A 14,641-nucleotide genomic window follows, 5' to 3' on the forward strand; every position below is an offset into this window, starting at 1 on the left:
CCAAACTGTTCAATCATTAAATCTAATCAGACTTTAACATCATACCACTGATACTCTAGAAATTCCACTTTATTTTTCATTTTTGAAAGTGTTTTATTTTGTTTGTGTAAACCTCATTTGTTTTCAATGCTTCTTCAGGGCGCTGATCCATTGTAATGATGGATAATACGGCATCATTCTTCAACGCAGCGATTCGTGTCCAATTGCCTTCGCCGTGGTGTATGTTGACTCCTTCAGATAATCTGATCCGTTCAAAATCTTCATCTGAAATCAAACGGCTGAGCACCCTGCTTTCATAACCGGAACGGCACGACACGTGCTGGCAGGCAGCATTGGAGTAAAGTGATAGCTTATCTTTCAGCGAGGGGTCCTTATTAATCCCCTTTAGCAGGGCGGAAAGCAGCTGAACGGGTGTCTCCGCTTCAGGCAATTCAAAACGGTGATGGAAGATTTCGTTCAGGATTGAGGGAGTGATCGGCAAATCCCCATGCGCTCCTTTTAATTCAAGTGTTTGCTCCCGCTCATCCAGCCTGAAAATTAAATCCAGCCTTTTATTAAAATTTGCAGGTTCTAATTTTACGATGAAGGGCTCTTCCATCAAATCCCGGTAAAATCGGTAGGAGAGTGCATCCATTTCCAAGCCGTATTTCAATGCTGAAGATGCTTTTATTCCCATTTCTTCAGTTTCAAGGAAATGATTGTGCTCTTTTGCCAAACCGGATAATCTCGTCTTTGTGCCGGCAATTTTGCTTGAAACGAGGGTTGCTTTGGAATAATGCAATTCGATAGATTTCTCCAATTCAGACGGCAGGATTTGCCCTGCCCCATCGAATAGCATAATGCTGCATACATGATCTGTTGAGAATGCATAAACCCCCATGCGGTGAAATTTATAGCATCCATATCTTAAAGCAGAGGGGGGGACCGGGTCTTCCTCCATATAGATTGGACAGCCAAATGATCGTAAGGAGTCAGTAAAGAGATTGGTTACTAAAGAGGAAAGGGCACTCCCGTCACTACCTGCGATTACTCCGGTTTTACCGCATGCAGCTGCGAATGCCTGGGCCAGCTTAACCGCTTTGATGGTACCTCCCTCTTCCATGGATAGATCGATGCGGCCTTTAGTGTAAAAAACCTCCTTTTCCGCAAAATACTTCGCAGAAAAAGTATCCTCTAAATGTGTTCCTTTAGGAACTTTAGTGCCCGGCCATACCCGTACGTGCTCTTTGACCACATTTTCACCCTCCAGAACTACATTTTCACCTAATACCGAGCCGTTGTTGAGTTCACTGAAAGCTTTTATTTCACAGCAGCTTCCTAATACTGAACCGCTGATATGGGTGCAGGAGTGGATTTGCTGATGACTCCAGCAAATGGATTCTTCGATTCGGGAACCTGCTGCAATGTGAGATCCGTCGCCAATTATTGCATATGGACCGATTTTGCAGCCCTTCTCTATTAATGTCCCTCTTCCTATTAGTACAGGCCCTTCTAAAACCGTTCCTTGTTCAATTACGGTTCCTTCTCCTAAACAAATCATATCCTTTAAATCATAATAGGAGAGACATTCAGGAGAGAGATTGTTGATTCCGCAAAGCAAGTCAAATTGAGCCGCCCTGTATTCGGAATGAGATCCAATGTCAGACCAATACCCTTCTGCCTTATACATTTGTACACCTCTTCCAAGGAGTATGGGCAGAATATCCTTACAAATGTCCTGAGGTTCATCCTCTGAGATGTAATGAAACAATTCGGGTTCAAATATATACATCCCTGCGTTGATATATTCGCTGTATACCTCAGTTCGATAGGGCTTTTCCATAAACTCGACAATACGTCCGGACGGATGGGCGATCATGCTTCCATAATCACCTGTCTGGATTTTTCTGACAGCAAAAACAGTACCTATGCATCCTGACCTTTTATGTGCGTGAATGCCAGCATGCAAATCAAAATTGCAGATCGTATCACCGCTTACAACCAAGAAGGCTTCATTCAAAAAATGTTCACCTAATTTCAGGCAGCCAGCCGTACCTAACGGATATTTCTCTTTAATATAAGTAATCTCGACTCCGAAGTTTGATCCATCCCCAAAATGCTGTTCTATGATACTGCTTTTCCAGCATAAAGCCATTAAAATATCATTTATTCCATGATACTTTAGATATTGAATGACATATTCTAGAACAGGCTTGTTCAGCAAAGGTACCATCGGTTTGGGCAATCTGGTTGTCAGGGGCTCCAGTCTTGTGCCCATCCCGCCTGCCAGAATTACTGCTTTCATATGAAACCCCTTCCTCTCACATGTGCTGCAGTGATTTCTTGTATAGATTGATTGTCTTATTTGCTGCTGAACTCCAGCTGTATTTTTTTGATTCATTGAGTGCTTTCATACCAAGGACTGCTGCCTTCTCTGGATGATTCAATAGCTCTTGAATCGAACGTTTTAAATCGTCTATGCGGGAGCTTTTATAAATCATACCGCTCTCATTGTGTACGATCATTTCAGGAAGTCCTCCAGCATCGGAAACGACTATCGGCTTCCCCGCCGCCATAAACTCAAGGGCCGCCAAGCCAAAGGGTTCGTAACGGCTTGGAATGCATGCTACAGCTGCATATTGTATATATCTATTCAGTTCATCACCCTTTATAAAACCTGGAAATATGACGTCTTGATGAACCTCTAAAGATTCTGCCAGTTTTTCGTATTTTTCTTTTCCCGGTCCTTCTCCCGCAATGATCAGCTTCAATGCAGGATGCTCGCTTTTAATTTTTGAAAAAGCCGTGATTAAGTCCTCAAATCCCTTTTCAGGCACAAAGCGGCCCATCGAAAAGATATATGGACTAATAAAAGGATTTCCCAAAGAATTTTTTTGGAAAGGAACAGCTCCGTTATGGATTACAGATATTTTCTTAGAATCTGCCTCTTCAAAGAGAATTTCTTCCCGCATAAAATTACTGCAGACGATTAGCTCATCTGCTTCTTTTATCAGCTTCTTTTCCATTTCATGAATCATTTTTTCAGCGGGGGTTTTCAGCACCTTTTTTCTGCCGGTTTCCAAGGAGTGAATGGTAGCGATTAGAGGGATTCTGTACATTCTTTTAGCATAGATAGCCGCTCCAGCTGTCAGCCAGTCATGGGCATGTACAAGACAAAACGATGGCTGAAGGGATTGGATCGCCTTAATCCAGGTTAGATTAATGTTCACCATCCATTCATAAGAATTATCGTATTCTTCATTCTGCAGCTGCGGACGGTATATCGTAAAGGAATGCTGCTTTTCGTATTCTGGCTCATGCGATGGTGCCGGTAAGGTAACTAGCATTCCATGAGTTTCAGCCGCGGAAAGCTCTTGTGTTAATTGTGCAGCGTGTGTTCCGAGTCCTCCCCATATTTGTGGAGGATATTCTGTTGAAAACATTAGGATGGGCGCATTTTTCGAAAGTGGTTTCATTGGATTATTTCCATTCTCCATAATCAGTGTAGGCGGAAAAATAAAGCCGGTAATCTGCATGAGACGGGTCATTCATCCTATCAGAAAGATCTAAGGGGATATCTGGTGTTTTAGCTGCAGTCAGCATCATGTTGGAGGAATTAAAAAACAGTAATTTTAATTGGAAAGCACAGAACCCTAATCTTGTATGCAGATCCATCTTTCCAGTTGAGGAATACATCGGATAGTCATAGCGGATCGGCTGTTTTGAACCATCAGGATATAAAGAAAGTCTTATTATCTTGTAAAGGCTTTCATAATCTTCATGCATGAGAATGGAAGATGCTCTTTCCGTGACCGCTGAAACATGCCATTCAGTGATCAGCAGGGATGAGACTTGCTTTGCCTTTATCCAATCTGTACCTGAAGTTTCTTGAGCCCGGTCGAAATTCAATCCGCTCTTTCCTCATTTCGCTGTTTTTCTTAACTATAATGCAAATTTCACATTGGTACAACTCCAAGCATGTGAACAAGTGAAATTTAACGAAATTCCTATAATTTATAGGAAAAACCATTAAAAAATTCGACAAACTATGATATAAAGAATAAGTGAAAACTTTATTAGAAGGTGAAGATTAAATGGAAATTGTCATCGTGGTATTGCTGATCGCAGCCATTGCCCTATTGGTGTACTCGTTTACGAAGAAGGATAAGGTCCAGGAAATCGAAAAAGATCTGGATCAGCTCCAGCTATCAGCCATGCAGGAGATTTACAAGCTTAAGAAAAAAGTAAAAGTGCTGGAAGAGGAAATTTTACAGGATGACATCCAGTCGCTGTCTCAAGAAGAGCAGCTAGACTATCATATCGAGAAAAAGGTTATTGCGAAGTATAAGCATGGAATGACGGTTGATGCCATTGCAAAATCAGAAAATATTTCTGTAAAACAGGTTCAGGCCATCATCAAGAGGAACGAGAGGATTCTAACATGAGCAGAAAAGGCATACAAGCTTTCTCCGCCGGGATCATCACCGCTACCGCTATCCTTTCCATTTCTTATTTTCTCACACCTAAAGAGGCAGCTGAATCTGAAAAAGCAACAGAAGAGCAAGTATCTGCCTATCTAGCTAGTGAAGGCCAGGTTTCTGTTTCAAGAGATACGTACGAAACCCTTGTCAAAGCGAAAGAAGCAACTGTATCGGAACCAAGCAAAACTGAAGAGGCACCAGCTAAAACTGAAGAAACACCAGCTAAAACTGAAAGTCCTTCAAAAAAGGAAACTTTCCGCTTCTTTATTTATGAAGGAACAAGTACAGCTGAAATTGCCCAAAAGCTAGAGCAAGGAAAGGTTATTAAATCCGCGAATGAATTTGCTGACTACCTGATCGATACTGATTTACATACAAAGGTTCGTCAAGGCGGATATAAACTTCCTACTGGATTAAGCAATGAAGAAGCAGCAAAATACCTCATTAAGCAATAACAAAAACTCCGCTGAGGATAATCAGCGGAGTTTTTATTAATTATTCAAATCATAGTGTCTGCCTTTTACAAGGTAGAAAATGTTTTCAGATATATTTGTCGCATGATCAGCAAATCGCTCTAAATAACGGCTCACAAACAGCAGCTGAGTAACCTGTGACATGGATTCACGGCTGTGCTGAGTCAATTCAAGCAGCTCCCGGATCGTCTGTCCATAATAATTATCTACCTCATCATCCATATCAGCCACTTTTTTAGCAAGAACAACATCTTCCTCGTTAAAAGCTTTAATGGATAATGAAAGCATCTCAGTTGCGATCGCATGCATTTTTTTAATGGTCTCTATCGGTTTGATAAGAGGATCATCCCCGATTCGAATAGCAGATTTCGCAATATTTACAGCAAAATCAGCCATACGCTCCATTTCATTCGATATTTTAATGGTGACCATAATCCTGCGCAAATCTGTCGCAACCGGCTGCTGCTTCGCAATAAGCAAAATGGAAAGATCATTAATTTCCTCATCCAGATTGTCGACAGCTTCATCCTCTTCCATAATCTCTAAGGCCTTCTCAATATTTTGATTTTCCAGCGCATCGATTGATTTAGCTAAAGCAATTTCAGTAAGACTTCCCATTTCAATTAACATTTCTCTAAGCGTATTTAAATCAAATTCAAATTTTCCACGTACGACCATGTTGTCAACCTCCAACTATTTCTTTTATTTCAATAGTTTACTCTTTTTCCTTAGAAAATGCATGAAAGATTCAAATCTCATACGTTCAAAAAAAGCCGCGCTGAACAAGCACGGCTTTTTTCTATTAGCCGAAACGGCCAGTAATATAATCTTCAGTTCTTTTATCTGCAGGTGTAGAAAAGAGCTTGTTCGTATTCGAGTACTCTACCACTTCTCCATTCAAGAAGAAAGCTGTACGGTCGGAGATACGTGCGGCCTGCTGCATATTATGTGTAACGATGATGATGCTATAGTTTTGCTTCAATTCCTGAACAAGTTCTTCTACCTTTAATGTAGAAATCGGATCAAGGGCAGATGTTGGCTCGTCCATGAGAATAACATCCGGCTCTATTGCAAGGCAGCGTGCAATACAAAGACGCTGCTGCTGGCCGCCGGAAAGTCCATATGCATTTTCTTTTAGGCGGTCCTTAACTTCATCCCAAATTGCTGCACCTTTTAAACTCTGTTCAACAATCTGATCCAAGACTTTTTTGTCGCGGATTCCGTGAATTCTCGGTCCGTATGCAACGTTGTCATAGATGGATTTGGGAAAAGGATTTGGCTTTTGGAATACCATTCCTACTTGTGTTCTCAATTCTTCAACACGGTAAGATTTATCAAAAATATTTTGTCCGCGGTAGATGATTTTACCGGATGTGCGTACAATCGGAACCAATTCGACCATGCGGTTTAAAGTTTTAATATAAGTAGATTTACCGCACCCGGATGGTCCGATAATCGCTGTTACTTCATTTTCATATACATCAAGGTCGATGTTCTTCAAAGCTTGATTATTGCCGTACCAAAGATTTAGGTTATCTGTTTTATAAACAACACTTTTATTAACATTTGCTGTATCTGTACTAATACCTGATGTTTGTTTATCTTTCACAACTGTTTTAACTTCCATTGCGAAAATCCTCCTTCACCTATAGAACCATTAAATTGTATTAATATCTTTTAGAAAATTTATTTCGAATCAGCACAGCAACTGTATTCATTACAATCAGGATAATAAACAATATTATTATACCAGCTGCAGCTAGATCATGGAAATCCGTCTGCGGTCTGGAAGCCCAATTGTAAATTTGAATAGGCATAACAGTAAACGTACTCAACAGTCCGTCCGGCAAGTAGTTGACGTATGCAAATGCGCCTACAACGATAAGCGGAGCTGTTTCCCCTACTGCACGGGAGAATGCAAGGATGCTTCCCGTTAAGATACCCGGGATCGCAGTTGGAAGAACGACACGATAGATTGTTTGCCATTTTGTAGCACCCATACCAAAGGATGCTTCTCTAAGCTGTCCAGGCACAGCGCGGATTGACTCCTGCGATGCAACTACGATAACCGGAAGAATGAGCAAAGCCATTGTGAAACCAGCTGCCAGGATGCTTCTTCCAAGTTCAAAATAACGGACGAAAATGGTTAAGCCCAAAAGACCGAATACGATGGATGGAACGCCTGCAAGGTTTGAAATATTCATCTGAATAAATCTGGTGAATTTATTCTTCTTTGCATATTCTTCAAGGTAAATTGCAGTCCCCACTCCAAAAATCAGAGCAACAGGGATCGTAACGCCCATTACCCAGAGAGTTCCGATAAAAGCTGCCTTGATTCCTGCGTTAGAAGGCCGTCTGGAAGCAAAGTTATTAAAGAAATCTGCTGAAAGGAATTCATATCCTTGAGTGAATATCCGATACATTAATATTCCCAGTACAACGAGTGAAAAAAGAGTAGCAATCAAAAAGATTGACTTAAAGACTTGATTATTAATAAGGCGTCTGCCCATCTTCTTTTCCACTTGAGCTTGATCGACTAATTTCATCTTAGTACTCCTCTCTAAAGCGGCGTGAGATGTATTGAGCCAGGATGTTCATTAGGAGAGTGAACACAAACAGGGTCATTCCGACAGCATAGATACTGTAGTATTGGGTTGTACCAAATCCTGCATCCCCAGTACTTGCCTGAACGATATAAGAAGTCATCGTCTGAATGGTTTCCGTAGGATTAAAAGTAAAGTTCGGATTTGATCCGCCTGCAAGTGTTACAATCATTGTTTCACCGATTGCACGGGAGATCCCAAGAACGAAAGACGCTACAACTCCTGAAATTGCGGCAGGCAAAATAATTTTAATGGCCAGCTCGAATTTTGTTGCCCCCAACGCCAGTGCACCTTCACGGATGGCATTAGGCACAGAGCTCATTGCATCATCTGAAAGGGAAGCAATCATCGGAATGATCATAATCCCAACTACAATTCCCGGGCTAAGCGCGTTAAAAAACGGAAGATCCGGGATCAGCTTTTGTAATAGAGGAGTAACGAAAGTCAATGCAAAAAAGCCGTAAACGATGGTGGGAATACCAGCAAGAATCTCAAGTATCGGCTTAACGATTCTTCTCACGCGGTCTGAAGCATATTCACTCAAATATATGGCTGCTCCAAGCCCGAATGGTACCGCAACAATTGTTGCAATCAGGGTTACAAGGAGAGTTCCAGAAACCAATGCAGATATTCCATAAACCTTATTTTCGTCTCCTGAAGCAAAAGGAAGCCATTCTGTTTTCGTAATGAATTCAATGAATGGAACCTGCGAGAAAAAAATAACAGTTTCTACAATTAACGTGTACAAAATTCCAAGTGTGGTAAGAACGGAAACAATTGCTGTTAGCAATAAAATTACCGGTACTGCTTTTTCAACCAATCTGCCAGAACTATTCTTGGCTTTTTTCTCTTTTATCAGGTCGCGTATTGATTGACCGCTTGACATAGCCATTTTTTGAAAACCCCTTTCCCTATACATAGGAAGGTGAGAAGCATTGCTGCTCCTCACCTATTAGATTGTTCAGGTATTATTTCGTTGCTTCTTCAAACTTAGTCATTTGCTCTTTTGTTTCGTCTTCTGGAAGTTTAACATATCCAACTTCTTCAGAAAGTGTTGGAGCATTTTCCAAGTAGAATTTAACGAATTCTTTAACTTGCTCTTTTTCTTTAAGAGATTTATTGCTTACATAGATGTATAGCGGACGGGAAAGCGGATTGTAAGAACCGTCTTCAATTGTTTTGTTGGATGGTTCAACAGCTTTTCCTTCTTCATTTACAATTGGTACAGCTCTCATAGTGTCTTTGTTTTCGAAGTAGTAAGAGTATCCGAAGTAGCCAATTGCGTTTTTATCGTTTTGAACACCTTTTACAAGAACGTTGTCATCCTCAGAAAGTGTTGCAGATTTAGTCATTGGGTTGCCTTTTTTATCGTTAGCTTCAAGGATAGCTTCTGTGAAATAGTCATATGTTCCGGAATCAGTTCCTGGAGAATAGAATTTGATTTCTTCTTTTGGCCAAGATGGATCGATATCAGACCATTTTTCTGCTTTGCCGTTCTCAGTCCACATTTCTTGAAGCTGATCTACAGTCAATTCTTTTACAAAGTCATTCTCTTTGCTTACAACAACAGAAAGACCATCGTTCGCAATTTTAAATTCAGTATATTCGATTCCAGCATCTTTAGCAGCTTTAGCTTCTTCATCTTTAATTGGGCGAGATGCTTGAGAAATATCAGTTTCACCTGCAACGAAACGCTCGAAACCGCCGCCTGTTCCAGATACACCGATTGGTGCTTTTACATCAGGGTTTTCAGCAGAAAATTCTTCAGAAACAGCTTCACCGATTGGCGCTACTGTAGATGAACCGTCGATTGCGATTTCACCGGATAGCTTTTTATCTGTCTGTTCTGTTTTTTCGCCTTCTTTAGTTTCGCCGCCATTTCCGCAAGCAGCAAGTGCTAGTACAGAAGATGCCATAATAGTAACAGCCATAAATTTTAAGCTTTTCATTATTTCTTTTCCCCCTAAAGTGGTGTTTTTGTCCTACTTGAATAAGAATACCGTTAGACTATTAACTTGGTTTTAACCAATTGTTAAGGTTTTGTAAATATGTGATGCTTTATGTCGGTTTTTGTGACAAATAGACCCATTTTTTCTCAAAAAAAGAGCACTCTGGCTTGAGTGCTCTTATTATGGCAATAGGGCTTGAAAATTATTCTAGTTAATCGTTTATCACCTTCTGCTCAATTTTTTCCATATTCTTTTCTTCTAATTGTTCCTTATCATGTTTAGATTTTAGTTCATAGTACTTATCCATTATTCTTTTGCTGATGGTTCGATTGATTGGATGGGAATTGGAACTTTTATCATACGCCCACGGAACAACCACCGAGAAGGCAATCTCAGGATGATCATTTGGAGCGTATCCGACCATCGTTAGGTTATAGGTAGGCGAAAGAAATTTGCTTTTCACAGGACCATCATAAAAAGCCTGTGCCGTTCCGGTTTTGCCGGCCGGCTTATAATCTGCACCCATGAAGTATGGATATCCTGTTCCGCCCTTCTCCTGCATGACTTGTCTGAAGCCTTCTTGAACCCTTTCAATATTGCTTTGGCTCATTTCTAGTTTATTCAGTATCTCAGGCTGAGAGGATTTCACAACCGGCCCAAGACCTTCTGAAGGAGCGGGCTCCCTTATTTCCCTGACCATCTGCGGCTTCATCCGGTAGCCCCCATTCGCAATGGTTGAAACATATTGGGCCATTTGCAAAGGTGTATACGTATCATATTGGCCAATTGATAAATCCAGCAGCAATCCCGGTGTGACATCTGATCCCTGATACCCTGTTGCTTCATTTGGCAGATCAATCCCTGTCGGAACGCCAAGACCGAATTGGCTGTAATAATTCCGGAGCACACTGAATGTCCCTGTATCAAGCGGCAGAGAACCATTTTTCTTATACTTTCCTCCGGCCATCTCAATAACCGTTTTAAACATGTAAACATTTGAAGAACGCTTCAGCGCTTCAAGATCATCAATGCTTCCCATGGTTTCATGTGATTTTTTTGGAGGCGAGCCTTTAATGAAAAGCGGTTCATCCAGCAAAGTGGTGCCGGGTTTTATCGCTCCGGACTGATAGCCTGAAAGAACGGTTGCCCCCTTGACGGCAGAGCCCATTGTATAGGAAGAAGTCATTGCACCGAGTGAGAAATCCTTCATTTTTTGCCCCCCGCTGCTATCCTTTACAATTTGCTTGCCTGCCATGGAAAGCACCTCACCATTTCTCGGATCCATCATAACAACAAATGCCCGATCCAAAAGCTCAGTGCCTGATTCTTTTTTTGCCGCTTTGAGCTCTTCCTCAATAATTTTTTCAACTTCTATTTGAAGTTCAATATCCATTGTCAGAATTAGATCTTTTCCGCTTTTGCCTTCTGAAATCATTTGGGTTTCCAGGATATTTCCTTCCCGGTCTGTTATATTCTTAGCCCTGGCCTTCTCCCCCTGCAGGACATCTTCATACTGCATTTCCAGATAGCTTGTACCTACCCTGTCATTCAAGCTGTATCCTTTAGCAAGGAAGGTGTCCCTCTGCTCCTTGGGAATTCCCTGCTCAGGTGAGGAAATGTTGCCGATCATTGTACGCAGCATTGTATCAAATGGATATTTTCGTTCCCAGTCTGTTGTAATGTCTACACCTGGAAGCTCATCAAGATGTTCGCTTACCGTTGCGAATTCCTTCGGTGTAACCTCTTTATTTTTAATAATTTGCGGAGTCATAGCATATCCGGCATCCATTTGCCGTTTAATGGCAAGTACTTCAAGCTCTTCTTTAGAAACCTTTGCTAAATCTTCCTTTGTAATTCTGCTTAGCTGAAGATCATACAGCTGGTCTTCGGATATCTTGCCTTCTCCTGCCTTTTGTCTGTCTTCATCCGTTATTTTTTTTTCTGCTTCATCAGGACGTGTAATAATCCAATAATCTTTTAAATCTCTTTCTGTGATCTTGTCCGTTTTTTGATCAATCATTTTCGCCAGGGATTTAGCAATAGCCAGCCGTTCTTCTTGGCTTGTCGCCGAAGATCTGGTGTATGTAATCGCGTTAAGCGGCTCATTGTCCACTAAAGTACTATAATTCCTGTCATACATTTTTCCTCTCGGTACCGTGGAACTCACATCGACTTCCTCTTTCCTGTCGAGTTCCTTCTGATAGTCCTGGCCATATACAATCTGGACAATGCCAAGTCTGAGAACGATTCCGCAAAAAACGAGGAATACGATCAGGAAAAGGGCATTTAGGCGGACTGGCAGAAACCTTTTTCTTCTGCTTTTCTTCTCTTTCGTCATTTTACACCACCTTTTAAAGCATTTTTTCAGAATGATGAAAGAAAGACACCCTATGAGGGTGCCTTGTCTATTGTATTATTTTTTCAGTATCATTTCTACTCAGGCACTGGATTGTTACAGAATTGTAAGGATTACAGTTAAGTACCGTTTTCCCCATCCATTAAATTGGATTCTGCGACAAGAATTTCTCCATCCTCCCTATTGATGGATTCAGCTGGCTCCTGAAGATGAATTCTCCTTACAAACAGGTAAATGAGAGCGTGTCCTGCTCCAATCACCGCTAAATAAACAGGCAGTGCCTTCTGAACATTGAATAGCGTGACGACCGTAATAAACCCTGCTATGGAAACGACCCTTCCCCCATTTAAAAATAGCTCCCTGATCACCATGTACTCGACTCTTGCCCCTGCCGCATTCCATGCTCTCCCAATTACATCATAGGTAAGCGATACATACGGAACGAGCAGCGTTGGATAAGCGATGGCAATGCACACTGCATAGATCAACAGGTTTTGATAAGACATCTTAAATAGAATCAGGAATATTGAGACATAAAGCAGCATTCCCCCTGCCAATATGGCTTTTTTCCGGATTTTTTTCGTAATCAGCCGTGACGCAGCATAGTAAGCGATAAAAGCAATCGCTGAGTTAATCATTCCAAATGTCCCTAAAGCAAGTTCACTTCCGGTGGTGATAAAAACGAACACCCCTATAACAAAAATAAAGGTGCCCTCCCGCAAGCCCTGAAAAAAGTGGGCAATCGTTATCAGCTTCCAATTCGAATCACTTTTCCTTTGAAGATAAACCTGTTTAATCAGATATTGTCCGTTAGATGGTCTTCTTTTAATAAGAAGGCTCATTCCTACTGCACAGGCAAATAAGATTAAAGAGATTGCAAAAATAATTTTATAGCCGCCATTACCAGAAAATAAGGAAATAACCAAACCTGCCGAAATTGGTCCAATCATCCCTGCAGATGAGGTTAAGATTCCTAAAAATCCGTTAAAAAAATCCCTTGTTTCCGGTTCGGTTATTTCAAAAGTCAGTACATTGAAGGCAAGCCAGTAAAACCCGTAGCCAATCCCGAGAAGGGCACCCATTAACACTAAAAATTGATTTGCATGGGTTCCAATGATGAGCACGAGTACATAAAAGATGGAAAGAAAAAGCACACCAAGCCTTAGTACAATAACACGGTCAATTTTTTTGGCCCATCGTCCCGCTAATATAAATGTAAGGGGCTGCATGATGGCAATCGATAAATTGTAAATACCCAGGTCCGCAAATTCTCCCGTTTGTTTCCAGAGATAGACATTTACAAAGGAGTTGGACAGCGCAATACTGAGGGAATACAGACCGCCGATCGTTAGCAGCATAAGCAGGTCTTTATTGATTTCGATATTACCGATGAGTTTTTGCATTTTGGACATAGCAAAACTTCCTTTCTGTCTCGTACTAGTGTGGCACGAAGAAAGGGAGTTATGTATTCAAAAACAAGACAAAAAAAGAAGCAGGGAAACTCCCTGCTCCTGTAAAATTTATTTTGCTGCTTCGTAGCGTTTTGAAACCTCATCCCAGTTTACAACATTCCAGAAGGAGCTGATGTAATCAGGACGGCGGTTTTGGTAGTTCAAGTAGTATGCATGCTCCCAAACATCAAGTCCAAGGACAGGAGTTTTACCTTCCATGATTGGAGAATCCTGGTTTGGAGTGCTTGTTACTTCAAGTTCGCCATTGTTTACAACAAGCCAAGCCCAGCCGGAACCGAAGCGGGTTGTTGCAGCTTTTGCAAATTCTTCTTTAAATGCGTCAAATCCGCCAAATTTGCTGCTGATTGCGTCAGCAAGAGCGCCAGTCGGCTCTCCGCCGCCGTTTGGAGAAAGGATTTGCCAGAAGAATGAATGGTTTGAGTGACCGCCGCCGTTGTTGCGTACAGCCGTTCTTTTTTCTTCAGGAACTGCGTCCAGGTTGGAGATTAGTTCGTCAATGCTTTTACCTGCAAGGTCTTCATGCCCTTCAAGTGCAGCATTCACGTTTGTTACGTACGTATTATGATGTTTCGTATGGTGAATGTTCATTGTTTCCTTGTCGATATGAGGCTCCAATGCATCATAAGCGTAAGGCAATTGCGGAAGTTCGTAAGCCATTTAAAATCTCCTCCTTAGTATATTATGTATTCCAGCAAAAGGACCAGGCCTTAAGCTTTCTGCAATCAGCGTACCAAATTAAATCAAATGTTTCAATGAATATGATTGGCTTTTGATACCGTTATCATTCACACGGGTTCAGGAGTCCGTTTACAGAACAACAAAGAGGAAGTACCCGATCATGATGAGCTGAATTACGCTTTTGGCAAATACGCCTGATATAAATCCAATCAGCGAACCAATTCCCACTTTTACAGAGGTTTTCAAGTCTTTTTTGTGCACAATCAGTTCTGCTATTACCGCTCCAATAAAAGGACCAATCAGAATTCCGGCAATCGGAATGGCAAAAGGGCCGACAAGAAGTCCAATCGTACTTCCCCAGATTGCCGCTTTGCTCCCGCCGACTTTTTTAATGCCAATTAAGTTGGTCACATAATCGGCCGCGAACAGCACTGCCACAAAAATCCCTTCGATAATCCAGAAGGTGTAGCCGAATTGATCAAATCCGTAAAACAATCCATAAAGCAGGAAGCCCCCGACCACAAACACGACGCTTGGAATGATTGGGTAAATCAGTCCTGCAAAAGCAATAGCAAATGCTGCGATGATTAATGCCCAATATAAGAAGTCCATTTTTTTATCCTCCATTATGAAATACGAGCAAACGCACA

At 41.4% G+C, this 14,641-nt stretch carries 14 protein-coding genes; 2 read left to right on the top strand and 12 right to left on the bottom strand.

Features of this window, described 5'->3' with window-relative positions; genetic code table 11:
- Window positions 1–76: 76 nt before the first annotated feature.
- Genes J9317_RS13045 through J9317_RS13055 form a run of 3 tightly spaced genes read right to left on the bottom strand, consistent with a single transcriptional unit; the run spans window position 77 to window position 3,888 of the window.
- Complete coding sequence (locus J9317_RS13045) at window positions 77–2,284, bottom strand: nucleotidyltransferase family protein (RefSeq protein WP_211559257.1); 2,208 nt, start codon at window positions 2,282–2,284, stop codon at window positions 77–79.
- 16 nt (window positions 2,285–2,300) lie between these two features.
- Window positions 2,301–3,455, bottom strand: a complete 1,155-nt coding sequence (locus J9317_RS13050) for a glycosyltransferase family 4 protein (RefSeq protein ID WP_211559259.1) — start codon at window positions 3,453–3,455, stop codon at window positions 2,301–2,303.
- A gap of 4 nt (window positions 3,456–3,459) precedes the next feature.
- Window positions 3,460–3,888: a hypothetical protein gene (locus J9317_RS13055; RefSeq protein WP_211559261.1), complete on the bottom strand. Its 429-nt coding sequence runs from the start codon at window positions 3,886–3,888 to the stop codon at window positions 3,460–3,462.
- Between the two features lie 185 nt (window positions 3,889–4,073).
- Between J9317_RS13055 and J9317_RS13060 the strand changes: the two genes are divergently transcribed.
- Window positions 4,074–4,424, top strand: a complete 351-nt coding sequence (locus J9317_RS13060; RefSeq protein ID WP_211559264.1) for a hypothetical protein — start codon at window positions 4,074–4,076, stop codon at window positions 4,422–4,424.
- Window positions 4,421–4,915 (top strand): MltG/YceG/YrrL family protein, encoded by a 495-nt coding sequence (locus J9317_RS13065; protein ID WP_211559267.1) that lies wholly within the window; start codon window positions 4,421–4,423, stop codon window positions 4,913–4,915. The genes J9317_RS13060 and J9317_RS13065 overlap by 4 nt, the downstream gene beginning before the upstream one ends.
- 36 nt (window positions 4,916–4,951) lie before the next feature.
- Here J9317_RS13065 and phoU read toward each other — a convergent pair whose 3' ends face one another.
- The 9 genes from phoU to J9317_RS13110 form a co-directional block, all read right to left on the bottom strand.
- Window positions 4,952–5,611 carry a phosphate signaling complex protein PhoU gene (phoU, locus tag J9317_RS13070; protein ID WP_211559268.1) on the bottom strand — a complete coding sequence of 220 codons (660 nt, stop codon included), beginning with the start codon at window positions 5,609–5,611 and terminating at the stop codon, window positions 4,952–4,954.
- A 124-nt stretch (window positions 5,612–5,735) separates the two neighbouring features.
- Window positions 5,736–6,560, bottom strand: coding sequence for a phosphate ABC transporter ATP-binding protein PstB (gene pstB, locus J9317_RS13075; RefSeq protein ID WP_035403910.1), 825 nt, complete (start codon window positions 6,558–6,560; stop codon window positions 5,736–5,738).
- Window positions 6,561–6,600: 40 nt separating this feature from the next.
- Complete coding sequence (gene pstA / locus J9317_RS13080; RefSeq protein WP_211559271.1) at window positions 6,601–7,479, bottom strand: phosphate ABC transporter permease PstA; 879 nt, start codon at window positions 7,477–7,479, stop codon at window positions 6,601–6,603.
- A 1-nt stretch (window position 7,480) separates the two neighbouring features.
- The gene (gene pstC / locus J9317_RS13085; RefSeq protein WP_211559273.1) at window positions 7,481–8,428 is read right to left on the bottom strand and encodes a phosphate ABC transporter permease subunit PstC; all 948 of its coding nucleotides are present in this window, start codon (window positions 8,426–8,428) and stop codon (window positions 7,481–7,483) included.
- A 76-nt stretch (window positions 8,429–8,504) separates the two neighbouring features.
- Window positions 8,505–9,485 carry a PstS family phosphate ABC transporter substrate-binding protein gene (locus J9317_RS13090; RefSeq protein WP_211559275.1) on the bottom strand — a complete coding sequence of 327 codons (981 nt, stop codon included), beginning with the start codon at window positions 9,483–9,485 and terminating at the stop codon, window positions 8,505–8,507.
- Window positions 9,486–9,696: 211 nt separating this feature from the next.
- Window positions 9,697–11,823: a peptidoglycan D,D-transpeptidase FtsI family protein gene (locus J9317_RS13095; RefSeq protein ID WP_211559277.1), complete on the bottom strand. Its 2,127-nt coding sequence runs from the start codon at window positions 11,821–11,823 to the stop codon at window positions 9,697–9,699.
- A gap of 137 nt (window positions 11,824–11,960) precedes the next feature.
- Window positions 11,961–13,253, bottom strand: coding sequence for an MFS transporter (locus J9317_RS13100; RefSeq protein ID WP_211559279.1), 1,293 nt, complete (start codon window positions 13,251–13,253; stop codon window positions 11,961–11,963).
- 108 nt (window positions 13,254–13,361) lie between these two features.
- A complete protein-coding gene (locus tag J9317_RS13105) occupies window positions 13,362–13,970 on the bottom strand; it encodes a superoxide dismutase (RefSeq protein ID WP_211559280.1) in 609 nt (202 codons plus the stop codon).
- A 150-nt stretch (window positions 13,971–14,120) separates the two neighbouring features.
- Entirely contained in the window at window positions 14,121–14,603 is a 483-nt protein-coding gene (locus tag J9317_RS13110) for a DUF456 domain-containing protein (RefSeq protein ID WP_211559283.1), read from the bottom strand.
- Window positions 14,604–14,641 lie beyond the last annotated feature (38 nt).

The sequence above is a fragment of the Metabacillus flavus genome, from assembly GCF_018283675.1.
In the GTDB taxonomy this organism is placed as follows: domain Bacteria; phylum Bacillota; class Bacilli; order Bacillales; family Bacillaceae; genus Metabacillus_B; species Metabacillus_B flavus.

What these genes read in the sequence shown, in the direction of transcription:
- J9317_RS13045 (WP_211559257.1), bottom strand. Translation starts at nt 2,284, where the DNA reads ATGAAAGCAGTAATTCTGGCAGGCGGGATGGGCACAAGACTGGAGCCC.
- J9317_RS13050 (WP_211559259.1), bottom strand. Translation starts at nt 3,455, where the DNA reads ATGAAACCACTTTCGAAAAATGCGCCCATCCTAATGTTTTCAACAGAA.
- J9317_RS13060 (WP_211559264.1), top strand. Translation starts at nt 4,074, where the DNA reads ATGGAAATTGTCATCGTGGTATTGCTGATCGCAGCCATTGCCCTATTG.
- J9317_RS13065 (WP_211559267.1), top strand. Translation starts at nt 4,421, where the DNA reads ATGAGCAGAAAAGGCATACAAGCTTTCTCCGCCGGGATCATCACCGCT.
- phoU (WP_211559268.1), bottom strand. Translation starts at nt 5,611, where the DNA reads ATGGTCGTACGTGGAAAATTTGAATTTGATTTAAATACGCTTAGAGAA.
- pstB (WP_035403910.1), bottom strand. Translation starts at nt 6,560, where the DNA reads ATGGAAGTTAAAACAGTTGTGAAAGATAAACAAACATCAGGTATTAGT.
- pstA (WP_211559271.1), bottom strand. Translation starts at nt 7,479, where the DNA reads ATGAAATTAGTCGATCAAGCTCAAGTGGAAAAGAAGATGGGCAGACGC.
- pstC (WP_211559273.1), bottom strand. Translation starts at nt 8,428, where the DNA reads ATGGCTATGTCAAGCGGTCAATCAATACGCGACCTGATAAAAGAGAAA.
- J9317_RS13090 (WP_211559275.1), bottom strand. Translation starts at nt 9,485, where the DNA reads ATGAAAAGCTTAAAATTTATGGCTGTTACTATTATGGCATCTTCTGTA.
- J9317_RS13095 (WP_211559277.1), bottom strand. Translation starts at nt 11,823, where the DNA reads ATGACGAAAGAGAAGAAAAGCAGAAGAAAAAGGTTTCTGCCAGTCCGC.
- J9317_RS13100 (WP_211559279.1), bottom strand. Translation starts at nt 13,253, where the DNA reads ATGTCCAAAATGCAAAAACTCATCGGTAATATCGAAATCAATAAAGAC.
- J9317_RS13105 (WP_211559280.1), bottom strand. Translation starts at nt 13,970, where the DNA reads ATGGCTTACGAACTTCCGCAATTGCCTTACGCTTATGATGCATTGGAG.
- J9317_RS13110 (WP_211559283.1), bottom strand. Translation starts at nt 14,603, where the DNA reads ATGGACTTCTTATATTGGGCATTAATCATCGCAGCATTTGCTATTGCT.